Annotated in this window: 2 protein-coding genes (1 of these 2 only partly in view); one reads left to right on the plus strand and one right to left on the minus strand. The window is 69.8% G+C overall.

What is annotated here, in order from left to right; translation table 11 throughout:
- Positions 1 to 11,750 carry the end of a non-ribosomal peptide synthase/polyketide synthase gene (locus OV427_RS46120; RefSeq protein WP_267862613.1) on the plus strand. Its footprint begins 31,426 nt before the window's first position, so the window shows 11,750 of its 43,176 coding nt (coding positions 31,427–43,176); its start codon lies beyond the left edge, outside the window; its stop codon occupies positions 11,748 to 11,750.
- 54 nt (positions 11,751 to 11,804) lie between these two features.
- Here the strand turns inward: OV427_RS46120 and OV427_RS46125 are convergent, their stop codons facing one another.
- Entirely contained in the window at positions 11,805 to 14,222 is a 2,418-nt protein-coding gene (locus OV427_RS46125; protein ID WP_267862614.1) for a patatin-like phospholipase family protein, read from the minus strand.
- Between the last annotated feature and the right edge of the window lie 96 nt (positions 14,223 to 14,318).

Raw genomic sequence — 14,318 nt, forward strand, 5'->3', positions numbered from 1 at the left:
CGGAATGGAACGCCATTGCCTCCCGGCCCGCCACCGCGCCGGACGTGTCGGTGAGCGGCGAGGCCCTCGCGTACGTGATGTTCACCTCGGGAAGCACGGGCCGCCCCAAGGGCGTCTGCGTGCCCCACCGGGGCGTGGTGCGCCTGGTCCAGGGCAGCCGCTTCATGCGCTTCGGGCCCGAGGAGGTCATCCTCCAGCTCGCGCCCGCGGCGTTCGATGCGTCGACCCTGGAGCTGTGGGGCGCGCTGCTGCACGGCGCGCGGCTGGTGCTCGCTCCGGCCGGGGCTCTTGCCCTGGAGGACCTCGCGGCCCTGCTCGTGCGCGAGCGCATCAGCACGCTGTGGCTGACGGCGGCCCTCTTCGAGCAGATGGCGCTGAACCAGGGCGAGTCCCTGGCGAAGGTGCGTCAGGTGCTCGCGGGCGGTGACGTGCTGCCCGTGCAGCGGGTGCGCGAGCACCTCGCGCGGCTGTCCCCGAACGCCGTGCTCATCAACGGCTACGGCCCCACGGAGAACACCACCTTCTCCGCCACGCACGCCCTGCGCGCGACGGACGACGTGGGCCGCTCGGTGCCCATCGGCCGGCCGCTGTCCAACTCCACCGCGTACGTGCTGGATGCCTCCCTCCAGCCGGTGCCGCCGGGAGTGCCCGGCGAGCTGTACGTGGGCGGAGACGGCCTGGCCTGGGGCTACCTCAACCGCGCGGACCTGACGGCCGAGCGCTTCATTCCCCACCCCTTCGCCACCACGCCCGGCGCGCGGCTGTACCGCACCGGAGACCAGGTGCGCTGGCGCGCGGACGGCACGCTCGAGTTCCTGGGCCGCGCCGACTTCCAGGTGAAGGTGCGTGGCTTCCGCATCGAGCTGGGAGAAATCGAAACCGTCCTCCGTCAGTTCACCGGCCTCCAGGAGGCCGTGGTGCTGGCCCGCGAGGACGTGCCCGGCGACAAGCGCCTGGTGGCGTACGTGGTGCCCTCCACTCCGGGCCTGGACCCGGAGGCCCTGCGCGCCTTCGTCCAGCGGCAGCTCCCCGAGTACATGGTGCCGTCCGCCTTCGTGGAGCTGGGCACCCTCCCCCTCAACGCCAACGGCAAGGTGGACCGCAAGGCGCTCCCCGCACCGGAGGCCCCGGCCACCGCCGAGGGCCAGTTCGTGGCGCCGCGCGACGAGCTGGAGACGCGGCTCGCCGCCATCTGGGCGGAGGTGCTCCGCGTGGAGAAGGTCGGCATCAACGACGACTTCTTCCGGCTGGGTGGCCACTCGCTGCTGGCCACCCAGGTGGTGTCACGCATCCGCGCTTCGCTGGACGTGGAGCTTCCGCTGAGTGAGCTGTTCTCGGCGCCCACCGTGGCGGGCCTCGCGGCACGTCTCGCCTCCGCCCGAGGCACGCGTGCTCCGACCCTCGCCCGCGCGGCGCGCACGCGGGACGTGCCCCTGTCGTTCGCGCAGCAGCGGCTCTGGTTCATCGACCAGCTCCACCCGGGCAACTCGCTCTACAACGTGCCGCTCGCGTTGCGACTGGACGGCGTGCTGGACGAGACCGCGCTCCAGCGCAGCTTCGAGGAGCTGGTGCGCCGTCACGAGTCGCTGCGCACCACCTTCCGCACCGATGCGGGCCAGCCCGTGCAGGAGATCCGCCAGACGCTGTTCGTGCCGCTCCAGCGGGTGAACCTGTCGAAGATCGCCGAGGAAGACCTCCGGCAGGCCGAGGCGATGCGCCTGGCGACCGAGGAGTCCCGCCGTCCCTTCGACCTGAGCCGCGGCCCGCTGCTGCGCACGCTGCTGCTGAAGCTGGGTGCGCGCGAGCACGTGCTGGTGATCCACATGCACCACATCGTCTCCGACGGCTGGTCCATGGGCGTGCTCGTGCGCGAGATGACCGCGAGCTACGAGGCCTTCCGCCGGGGCCTGCCCTCGCCCCTGCCGGAGCTGCCGCTGCAGTACGCGGACTACGCCGTCTGGCAGCGCGAGTGGCTGCAAGGGGCGACGCTGGAGGCCCAGCTCGCGTGGTGGAAGGAGCAGCTCGGCGGCGCGCCCCATGCGCTGGACATGCCGACCGACAAGGCGCGTCCGGCCGTCTTCTCGCACAAGGGCACGACGCTGCCGGTGCGGCTGCCGCTCGGCCTCACACAGAAGGTGGAGGCCATGGCCCAGCGCGAGGGCGTGACGCCCTTCATGTTGCTGCTGGCCGTGTTCCAGACGTTGCTGCACCGCTACTCGGGGCAGGACGACCTGCTGGTGGGCTCGCCCATCGCCAACCGCAACCAGGGCGCAACGGAGGGGCTCATCGGCTTCTTCGTGAACACGCTGGTGCTGCGCGCGCGCTTCACCCCGGCGCTTACCTTCCGCGAGCTGCTCGCGCAGGTGCGGGACACCACCCTGGGCGCCTTCGAGCACCAGGCCGTGCCCTTCGAGAAGCTGGTGGAGGAGCTGCAGCCCGAGCGTGACACGAGCCGCACGCCGCTGTTCCAGGCGATGTTCGCCATGCAGAACGCCCCGGTGCCGGAGCTGGTGCTGCCGGAGCTGTCCGTGCGCCAGGCGGACGTCGAGGACGCCGACGTGGCCCTGTACGAGTGGAGCCTGGACCTGTTCCGGCCTCCGGAGGGCTTCGTCGGAGCGCTGAACTACAGCACCGACCTGTTCGAGGCCTCCACCGCCACGCGCTTCTTCGAGCACTTCCGCCAGTTGCTGGAGGGTGTGCTCGCGCGGCCGGATGCCCGGGTGGATGGGCTGCCCCTGCTCGAGTCCGGTGAGCGCCATCGACTGCTGGTGGAGTGGAACGGCGTGCGCGAGGAGCTGCCCCGTGACGCTCGCATCCACGCGCTGTTCGAGGCGCAGGTCGCGCGGACGCCGGATGCTCCGGCCGTGACGGCCGGCGCCACGACGGTGACGTACCGGGAGCTGGATGCGCGGGCGAACCGGCTGGCGCACCAGCTGCGGCAGCTCGGCGTGGGGCTGGAGACGCGGGTCGCCGTGTGCGTGGAGCGCTCGGTGGAGCTGATGGCCGCGTTGCTCGGCGTGCTGAAGGCGGGCGGAGCTTACGTGCCGTTGGATCCGGAGTACCCGGCGGAGCGGCTGGCCTTCATGCTGGAGGACAGCGGCGCGCGAGTGGTGGTGTCGCGCGGTGCGCTCAAGGCGAAGCTCGGCGAAGCCGTCGGACGTGTCTGGGTGGACGTGGACGCGGTTCCGGACACGGCCGACGTGCCTGTCACGGGCGCCCAGGTGCCTCCCGAGGCGGCGGCGTACGTGCTCTACACGTCGGGCTCGACGGGACAGCCGAAGGGCGTGGTGGTGCAGCACCGCTCGCTGGTGAACTTCACCCTCGCGGCGCACCGGACCTTCCCGGTGGATCCGGGCGACCGCGTGCTCCAGTTCGCCTCCATCAGCTGGGACACCAGCGCGGAGGAGATCTACCCGTGCCTCACGCGCGGCGGGACGCTGGTGCTTCGCACGCCGGACATGCTCGACGTGCCGGAAGCCTTCCTCGCGAAGGTGGAGGCGGCGGGCGTCACGCAGCTCAACCTGCCCACGGCCTTCTGGCACGAAGTCACGGCCAGCCTGGACGCGGGCAAGGCGCGGCTGCCGGCGGGCCTCAAGTGGGTGGTGATTGGCGGCGAGCGCGCGGTGCCCGAACGCGTGGCGCAGTGGCGCCAGCGCGTGGGCAGCTCGGTGCCGCTGCTGAACACGTACGGGCTCACGGAGGTGACGGCGGTGGCCACCTCTGTGGACCTGGCGTGCGCGTCCGAACCCGTGCAGGACGGGCGTGAGGTCTCCATCGGCCGGCCGCTGACGAACGTGCTGCTGTACGTGCTGGACCCGGACCTCGTGCCGGTGCCAACGGGCGTCATCGGTGAGCTGTTCATCGGCGGCGAGGGCGTGGCGCGCGGCTACCACGGGCGCCCGGACCTGACGGCGGAGCGCTTCGTCCCGAGTCCCTTCGGCAACGGAGAGCGGCTGTACCGCACGGGAGACCAGGCTCGCTGGAGGCGTGACGGGGGCCTGGAGTACCTGGGCCGTGGCGACACGCAGGTGAAGGTGCGGGGCATCCGCATCGAGCCAGGCGAAATCGAGGCCGCGCTCCTGGCGCAGGCATCGGTGCGCGACGTGGTGGTGCACCTGCGTGAGGACGTGCCCGGCGACAAGCGCTTGGTGGCGTACGTGATTGCCTCCGAGGATGTCGACTCGCTGGACGTCACGGGCCTGCGGGCCGAACTGCGCAAGCACCTGCCCGAGTACATGGTGCCGGCGGCCTTCGTGGCGCTCACCGCCCTGCCGCTCACGCCGAACGGCAAGGTGGACCGGAAGGCCCTGCCCGCACCGGAGGCCTCGCAGCTCCAGTCCTCGGCGGCCCACGAGCCGCCCGCGACGCCGGTGGAGGCTCGACTGGCGGAGCTGTGGAAGGAGCTGCTGCGTGTGTCCGTGGTGGGCCGGCGGGAGAGCTTCTTCGATCTGGGAGGCCACTCCCTGCTGGCCACGCAGCTCGTGGCGCGCATTCGCGCCGCCTTCAACGTGGACCTGAGCCTTCGCAGCCTCTTCGATGCGCCCACCGTGGCAGCCCTCGCCGAGCGCATCCAGTCCGCCACGGCGGGCAGCGAGCTCCCGGCGCTGACACGCACGGGCGGCGAGGGCCCGCTGCCGCTGTCCTTCTCGCAGCAGCGTCTGTGGTTCCTGGACCAGCTCCAGCCCGGCAGTGCGCTCTACAACATGCCGTCGGCCCTGCGGCTGTCGGGGACGCTGGAGCCGTCCGCGTTCCAGCTCGCCATCAACGAGCTGGTGCGCCGGCACGATTCGCTGCGCACGACGTTCCACTCCGAGGCCGGTGAGCCCTTCCAGCGCATCCACCCGGCCACGGCGCTGAAGGTGGAGGCGGTGGACCTGTCAGGCCTGCCGGATGAGGCCTACCGTCAGTCCGAAGCGGTGCGGCACGCGAGCGAGGACGCGCAGCGGCCCTTCGACCTGGCCACGGGTCCCCTGCTCCGCGTCACCCTGCTGAAGCTGGAGCCCGCCGAGCACGTGCTGCTCCTGTGCATGCACCACATCGTCTCCGACGGCTGGTCCATGGGCGTGCTGGTGCGCGAGGTGGTCACGCTGTACGAAGCGTTCCGCCGCGACCAGCCCTCTCCCCTGCCCGAGCTGCCGATGCAGTACGCGGACTTCGCCGTCTGGCAGCGCGGCTGGCTGCGGGACGCGATGCTGAAGGCCCAGCTCGGCTGGTGGAGAGAGCAGCTCGAAGGCGCGCCGCCCGCGCTGGAGCTGCCCACCGACAAGCCCAGGCCGGCGACGCTCACGCACCGGGGCTCGATGGTCCCCGTGCACCTGTCGCCCGCGCTCAGCCAGGCGCTGGAGTCCCTGGCCCAGCGCGAGGGCGTCACGCCCTACATGCTCCTGCTGGCCGCCTTCCAGACGCTGCTGCGGCGGTACTCGGGACAGGACGACGTGCTGGTGGGCTCGCCCATCGCGGGCCGGCGTCACGCGCAGACGGAGGGCCTCATCGGCTTCTTCGTCAATACGCTGGTGCTGCGTGCGCGCTTCGCTCCGGCGCTCACCTTCCGTGAGTTGCTGGCACAGGTACGCAACACCACCCTGGGCGCGTACGAGCACCAGGACATCCCGTTCGAGAAACTGGTCGAGGAACTGCAGCCCGCGCGAGACCTGGGCCGCACGCCGCTGTTCCAGGCGTTCTTCGTCCTGCAGAACACCCCGATGGCGGAGCTGTCGCTGCCGGAACTGACGCTGCGAAACGTGGACGTGGAGGCAACGGCCAGCCGCTTCGAGCTGGAGCTCAGCCTCACGCGCACGCCGGCTGGCTACCAGGGCGCGCTGATCTTCAACACGGACCTGTTCGAGCGCCGCACGGCGGCCCGCCTGGTCGACCACCTGCGCTTGTTGCTGGAAGGCGCCCTGGCTCGGCCTGAGCAGGCCCTGTCGGCGCTGCCGCTGCTGACGGAGGGAGAGCGGGAGCAGGTGCTGGTGGAGTGGAACGCCACCGCGTCGGACTACCCGCGCGAGGCGTGCATCCACCACCTGTTCGAGCAGCAGGCCACGCTGCGCCCGGACGCGGTGGCGCTGGAGTTCGGCGACGAGAAGCTCACCTACGCGCAGCTCGACACGCGGGCCAACCAGCTTGCACACCTGTTGAAGCTGCATGGCGTGGGGCCGGATGTGCTGGTGGCCGTGTGCCTGGAGCGCTCGGTGGAGCTCATCGTCTCGCTGCTGGCCATCCTCAAGGCCGGTGGCGCGTACCTGCCGCTGGACGCCTCGTACCCGGCGCAGCGGTTGGCCTTCATGCTGGAGGATGCGCCGCCCAGGCTGGTGCTCACTTCGAGGGCTCTGCGTTCCAGCTCGAGCATGCCGGAGTCGGTGTCGTGCCTCTTCGTGGAGGAATTGCCGCTGGACGCCCTGCCGCGCACGCGGCCGGTGTCCGGCGTCACGTCTCGCCACCTGGCGTACGTGGACTTCACCTCCGGCAGCACCGGCCGTCCCAAGGGTGTGGCCGTCGAGCACCGCGGCGTCATGCGCCTCTTGCACGGCGCTCGTTATGCGCACCTGGGGCCAGAGGAAACCTTCCTCCTCATCGCCCCCATCTCCTTCGACGCCTCCACCCTGGAAGTCTGGGGCCCGCTGCTCTTCGGCGGTCGCCTCGTCGTCTTCCCCGCCCAGTCCCCCAGTGACCTGGAGCTGCTGAGCACCGTGCTCACGCGCCACTCCGTCACCACCCTGCACCTCACCGCCGGCCTCTTCTCCCAGGTGGTGGACTTCAAGCCCGACTGCCTCAAGGGCGTTCGCCAGTTGCTCACCGGTGGCGACGTCGTGAGTGCGCCCCACGTGCGCCGGGTGGTGGAAGGAATGTTCATTCCGGTGACGGCCTGCTACGGCCCCACCGAGTCCACCCTCTTCACCTCCACCTGGCGGATGACGGAAGCCTCGCAGGTGGGCAGCGCCATCCCCATTGGCCGGCCCATCGCCAACACCCAGGTGTACGTGCTGGACGAGCACTTCCAGCCCGTGCCCCCTGGCATCCCCGGAGAGCTGTTCATCGGCGGCGACGGCCTGGCGCGCGGCTACCTGTCCCGGCCGGAGCTGACGGCGGAGCGCTTCATCCCCAACCCCTTCAGCGCCGTGGCCGGAGAGCGCCTCTACCGCACCGGCGACAAGGCACGCTGGCGCGCGGACGGCGTGCTGGAGTTCCTCGGCCGCATCGACACGCAGGTGAAGGTGCGTGGCTACCGGATTGAGTTGGCGGAAGTGGAAGCCGCGCTGCTGACGCACCCAGGGGTGCGCGAGGCGGTGGCGGTGGTGCGACACGACACTCCGGGCGACAAGCGCCTCGTCGCATACGTCACCGGCGATGCGAGTCCGACAGAGCTGCGCGCGTACGTGCAGGAGCGACTGCCCGAGTACATGGTTCCCTCCGCGGTGGTGCACCTGGACACCCTGCCCCTCACGTCCAACGGCAAGATGGACCGCAAGGCCCTGCCCGTCCCGGACGCCTCGGCGGCCTTGACGAAGCAGTACGTGGCGCCTCGCACAGCCAGGGAGGAGATGCTGGCCGGTCTCTTCTCGCAGCTCCTCGGCACGGCGCGGGTCGGTGTGAACGACAGCTTCTTCGAGCTGGGCGGCCACTCCCTGCTGGCCACGCAGTTGGTGGCCCGCATCCAAGCCACCTTCAACGTCGAGCTGCCCCTGCGTGCCCTCTTCGAGGCCCCCACCGTGGCGGCCCTCGCGGAGCGCATCGGCACCACCACGACGAGCACCCGCATGCCGCCGCTGGTCCGGGCTCGCACGGAAGGCCGCGTCCCACTGTCCTTCGCGCAGCAGCGCCTCTGGTTCCTGGATCAGCTCCAGCCGGGGCAGGCGCTCTACAACATGCCCTCCGCGCTACGCCTCACGGGCACCCTGGAGCGGGCCGCCTTCGAGCGCACCTTCGCGGAGCTGGTGCGCCGCCACGAGTCGCTGCGCACCACCTTCCACTCCGAGGGCGGTGAGCCCTACCAGGTCATCCACCCCGCCACGTCGAGCCCGCACCCGTTCGTGGACCTGAGCACGCTTCCTCCCGAGCAGCGTCAGTCCGAGGCCCTGCGAATCGCCACCGAGGACGCGCAGCGGCCGTTCGACCTGTCCACGGGCCCGCTCCTGCGCGTCACGCTGCTGCGGCTGGAGCCGACCGAGCACGTGCTGCTCCTGTGCATGCACCACAGCATCTCCGACGGCTGGTCCATGGGCGTCCTCGTTCGTGAGGTCGCCGTCATGTACGAGGCCTTCCGTCGCGGAGCGCCCTCGCCGCTGCCCGAGCTGCCGGTGCAGTACACCGACTACTCCGTCTGGCAGCGCACGTGGCTGCGCGGCGAGACGCTGCAGGCCCAGCTCGGCTGGTGGAGGGAGCAGCTCGGCGGTGCACCGCACGCGCTGGACCTGCCCACCGACAAGCCCAGGCCGGCGACGCTCACGCACCGGGGCGCGGCCGTGCCCCTGCACCTGCCATCCGCGCTCTCCCAGCGCGTGGAGGCCCTGGCCCAGAGCGAGGGCGCCACGCCCTACATGCTGCTGCTGGCGGCCTTCCAGGCGCTGTTGCACCGGCACTCGGGACAGGACGACGTGCTGGTGGGCTCGCCCATCGCGGGCCGGCGCCATGCTCAAACGGAGGGCCTCATCGGCTTCTTCGTCAATACGCTGGTGCTGCGCGCCCGCTTCGCCCCGTCGCTCAGCTTCCGCCAGTTGCTCGCCCAGGTGCGCAACACCACGCTGGGCGCGTACGAGCACCAGGACATCCCGTTCGAGCGGCTCGTCGAGGAGCTCCAGCCCGCGCGAGACCTGGGCCGCACGCCGCTCTTTCAGGCCCTGTTCGTCCTGCAGAACACTCCGGAGTCGGAGGTGTCCCTGCCCGAGCTGACGCTGCGAAGCCTGGAGGTGACTCCGGACACCACGAAGTTCGAGCTCAACCTCGGACTGACTCCGACGCCCGAGGGCTACCGTGGAGGCCTGTCCTACGCCACGGACCTGTTCACGCATGCCACGGCGGTGCAACTGACGGCCCATTTCCAGCTCCTGCTGGAGGGCGTGGTGGCGTCGCCGGACACCGCGCTGTCCGAGCTGCCCCTGCTGACCGCGGACGAGCGCCAGCGGGTCCTGGTGGAATGGAACGGCGCGCGGGCCGACTTCCCGCGCGACGCGTGCCTGCACCAGCTCTTCGAGCAGCAGGTGGCCCGGACCCCTGACGCACCCGCGGTGGTCATGGGGGAGGAGGCGCTGTCCTTCCGTCAGCTCGATGCGAAGGCCAACCAGCTCGCCCACCTGTTGCGCTCGCTGGGCGTCGGCCCGGAGGTGCCCGTGGCGTTCTGCCTGGAGCGCTCCCCCGAGGCCCTCGTCACCGTCCTCGGCATCCTCAAGGCCGGCGGCGCCTTCGTGCCCATCGACCCGACGGCTCCGGCCCCACGCAGGAGCTTGATACTCGACGACTGCGGGGCGCCCATCCTCATCACCCGTCAGGCCATGGCCGACGCCTGGCGGCCCGAGGTCCGTCAGGTGCTGTGCCTGGACACGCTCCAGGCGCGGCTCGCGTCACTGCCGGACGAAGGCCCGCCGGGGCTCGCGAGCGCGGAGCATCTGGCCTACGTCATCTACACGTCGGGCTCCACGGGCACGCCCAAGGGAGTGATGGTGCGGCACCGCTCGGTGCTCCACCTGCACCGGGCGCTGGCGCTGTCCGTCCACGCGGGCCAGCCCGCGGGACTGCGGGTGAGCCTCAACGCTCCGCTCTTCTTCGATGCCTCCATCAAACAGCTCATCCAGTGGGTGGACGGACACTGCCTGTGCATCGTGCCGGAGGAGACGCGGCTGGACCCCGGGGCCATGCTGGAATGGCTGGAGACCCAGCGGGTGGACGTGCTGGACTGCACGCCGTCGCTGCTGAAGCTGCTGCTGCAAGCGGGCCTGCTGGAGCGCACGCACGTGCCCGGGCTGTTGCTGCCCGGAGGCGAGGCGCTCGACGAGGCCACCTGGAAGCAGCTCGCGAGCACCGAGCGCACCCGGGCCTTCAACGTGTACGGCCCCACCGAGTGCACCGTGGACGCGACCACCTGGAGCATCCAGCACTCGCCGGTCGACGTGCCCGTCATCGGCCGGCCGCTGGCGAACGTGAGGGCCCATGTCCTGGACGCGCACCTGCGGCTGGTGCCACCGGGCGTGCCCGGAGAGCTGTATCTCGCGGGAGAGGGGCTGGCGCGCGGCTACCTGGGCCGGCCCGACCTCACCGCCGAGCGCTTCATCCCCGACGCGTTCAGCACCGAGCCGGGAGCACGCCTGTATCGCACCGGAGACAAGGCGCGCTGGAGACATGACGGCACGCTGGAGTACCTCGGCCGCCTGGACTTCCAGGTGAAGGTGCGCGGCTACCGCCTGGAGCTGGGGGAAATCGAGTCCGCCCTGCGCACGCACCCCGCGGTGAAGGACGCGTTGGTGCTGGCGCGAGAGGACGTGCCCGGCGACAAGCGCCTGGTGGCGTACGTGGTGGAGGCGCCGTCCTCCGAGTCGACCTCGCAGGCCCTGCGAGCCTGGCTGCAGGAGCGCCTGCCCGAGTACATGGTGCCCATGGCCTTCGTGCCCCTGGCCTCGCTGCCGCTGACGGCGAACGGCAAGGTGGACCGCAAGGCCCTGCCCGCGCCGCGCACCAGTGACTCGCCCACCGCGGCCCACGTGCCGCCGAGGGATGCGCTGGAGCTGCTGCTGGCCCGCGCGTGGGAGAAGGTGCTGGGTGTGCAGCCGGTGGGCGTGCGCGGCAACTTCTTCGAGCTGGGAGGCCACTCGCTGCTGGCCGTGCGCCTCATGGCCGCCATGCGCGAGGCCACGGGCCGACAGCTCCCGCTGGCCGCGCTGTTCCGGGCTCCCACGGTGGAGCAGCTCGCGACGCTGCTGCGCGGTGGAGACGCGGGGACGTTCTCACCGCTCGTGCCCTTCGGTGCGCCTGGGACGGGCACCGCGGCGCCGTTCTTCTGCGTCCACCCGGTCGGCGGCAACGTGCTCGCCTACGCCGAGCTGGCGCGGCTGATCGGAACGGAACGTCCGTTCTACGGCCTGCAGGCGCGGGGGCTGGACGGCAGTGCTCCGCTTGGCACGGTGGAGGAGATGGCCGCCGGGTACGTGACGGCGCTGCGCTCGGTGCAGCCGTCCGGGCCGTATCACCTGGGCGGCTGGTCGATGGGCGGCGTCATCGCCTACGAGATGGCGCGGCAGCTCCGGGCGAGCGGCGAGCAGGTGGCGCTGCTGGCGTTGATCGACTCCTACGTCCCGGCGGTGACGGTGGCGACGGAGCCAGAGCCGGACCGCGTGCAGCTGGCGTTCATGTTCGCGCGCGACTTGATGGGCGCGTCGCTCGCGGACCTGCCGCTGGACCTGGAGGGGCTCGTGGGACTGGAGCCGGACGCGGTGCTGGAGCGGCTGCTGCAAGCAGCGGCCAGCGCGGGCGCCCTGCCCCCGGGCATGGATGCCGAGCACCTGGGCGCACTGTTCCGCGTGTTCGAGGCCAACCTGCTCGCATCGCGGCGCTACCAGGCCCCGGCCTCCGAGGGCCGCGTGGTGTTGTTCAAGGCGAAAGACAACGCGGAGGGACTGCCGGAGGACGGCGGCTGGTCCGCGCTGGTGGGCGAAGCGCTGGAGCGCCACCTGCTGCCGGGCGACCACTACGGCCTGCTGCGGCAGCCGGGGGTCAGCATGCTGGCGGAGCGGCTGCGTGAGGCCTTGAAGGACGCGAAGTAGAAGTCCGGTTCCGGATGTCGCCGCTCCAGGAGGCGCTGGAGCGGCGACACCGGCTCACCACAGCGTGATGAGTACCTCCACTCCGAGGGAACTCTCCTTGAAGACCTTGGGCCACCCGGCACTCAGCGTCCTGTCGTGTTGCTTGAACAGGGCCACGGGCACCGTCAGCCGGAGTCCCACCATCTCCATGAGGTCCAGCCCCAACCGCAGTTCCGGGAGTTGGAGGGCCGCTTCGTGCGGCGAGCTCAGGTAGCTGCCAGAGAAGCCGGCTCCCGCGCGCCATCGGAGATAGGGACCTCGATCGAGCCACGACAACTCTCCGTCGAAGCCATCCAGGTCAGAGACCCAGTCCACGTATCCGCCAAGCGAGAACCAGCGCACCCGGGTCTCATTGGGAACGATCTGGTCCATGTCCCGCACACCGAAAGCGGACGCCCAGACTCCCATCCTCCACTCACTCCGGTTGTACGCACCGCTCTCACGTCCATCCTCGAACGCCGCGAGCGGTTCTTCCCAGCCGAGTCCCAGGCCCCGCTGACGGCTGAGCTGAAGGGTGATGGCGCCAGTGGGGTGCGTATACGTCAGCCACTCGTCGAGGAACGCTGCGCCGACAGGTCGCATGACCACCCGCATGCCCCCCTGCTGCTTGCTGACCATGTCGTGGAACGCGTGTCCGAGCCGCTCACGAACCGGCATCAGGTCATTCCGGGTGCCAGTCGCCACAGCTCCATTGAAGACGCCGCTGCTGTAGCGGTAGTGCGCTTCACCAAGCGCCTTGAGGAGCGCGTCGACGTCGTCCTCCTCAAGTTTTCGGAGCAATGCAGCCCGCGATAGCTCTTTGGCAGCTGTACGCAGCCTCCCAAGCTCGACCAGTTCCTCGGTGCCTCTACATGCGCCATACACGACACACCGGAAGCCAGGAGAAGACACATCGAGCACCTCCGCGACCCGGTCTGCACGGTCCTGTAACGACTCATTCTCGATGGGGGGCACCAGGAGCTCGACTGCCCGCGTCGTAGAGAACTGAGTCGCCAGGAACCAGATGGCGTCCGACATCCCGCGGAAGAAATCATGCTCGCGAAAGCGTCGGTCGAAGAAGCCCATCATGGCGAAGCGGAACTCGGAAGGAAGCACCGACGTACGACGCGGAATCTTGATGCGTCCGGACAATTTCGGCTCGTGCTCCAACGTGTCGAGGACCACGCTGTCCTGCGCCCCGGACATGAGGTTGCCCGCGTACTGGAAGTAGGTCTCAGCCAGTGGGCTGTTGGACTCTGGCTTCCGGTGCCAGGGCTTTCGCAAACGCAGAGAAGCGAAGTCCTGGTCCATGTAGACGATGGGGAAACGACTGGAGTCGAAAACGAATCGCTGTTTTTCGCTCGGGTCGGCCCTCGAGTGCGACTCCTTCTCGTTCCAGCGCATGCCCAGTCGCACTGCCAGGTCGAGTGGGTTGTTGTTGAGGAAGCCGCCGTCCACCAGCTTCAAGGAATCGGGATCCTCCCAGTTCTCCTCGTTGAAGAACGACGCATTGAGCTTTACGGGTGGAAACGCGAAGGGGAAGGAGCCAGAGGCTTGTGGGGCGAGCAGGAGGTTCTCAACCGAAACCTCCTGCCCCCCATCTTCCCTGGGCCGCGTTCCCAGCGCCGGATAGTAGCGTTGCTCATCCACGTCCACCGCGATGAACGGCCACGTGGCACTCTTGGCCCCTTGTAGGAATGGAAGCCGCGCTGCGAGCTTCCCTCTTCCGTGGGTCATCACCTGGACAGCGAGCTTCTCCGTTACGCGCGTGAGGTGGGCCCTGGACTCAGGCCCTCCTTCTCCAAAGGGAACCGCGCGCCCACTCAGGTTCGTCACGGTGACGCCAAAGGCGAAGGTGCAGTCCTTGCGAAACTCCGTCTCCTTCGCTTTCACCTGGATGCGTTGGAGTGTTTCCCGCATGTATGACCCGCTGAAGAGGTGGTCGGTCCTGGCTGGATCCTCGAGTGGGAGCAATCCATCGAGGTCGAGCCTCTTGATCCAGATCTCCCAGAACAGGCTCTCCTCAGGCGACCACCGAGGCTGAGCAAAAGCCTCATCGCATGACGCGAGCCCCCCCAGGAGAGCATTCACGGCGCCGGCTGAAGCGCCCGTCCATACACGGGGGGAAGGATCCCCCAACTGGGCGTCCGCTCCCTTCTGCCGCGCAAGACTCCAGAATCTCACGAGGGTGGAGATGAACCCTGCCTGATATGCGCCGAGGCTGATGCCTCCGCTGACGACGACGACCGGCGGGCTCCGCTTCGTCTTGTCGGCCAGGACACGCGCGACGTCCGGGTCTTGGACATCCTGGGGCGGGAACTCCTCGATGCGAGCACTCGCACTGGCACCATCGACTGAAGGCCCGGCATCGGGCAGCTCAGCACCGAGCGTCTTCTCATCGGGTACTACGTCGGCGGTGTATTCCTGAGCGAAGCCGGTAAGCGAGAACAGCAAGACCGCGCACGCGCAAAGACTGGATCTGGGCATCAGCAATGACCCCGAGAAGCGCCCCTGGTTGGAGCAGCGCGAAGCCTTGCATTGCCTGCCGGA

This window comes from Pyxidicoccus sp. MSG2, from assembly GCF_026626705.1.
Lineage (GTDB): Bacteria > Myxococcota > Myxococcia > Myxococcales > Myxococcaceae > Myxococcus.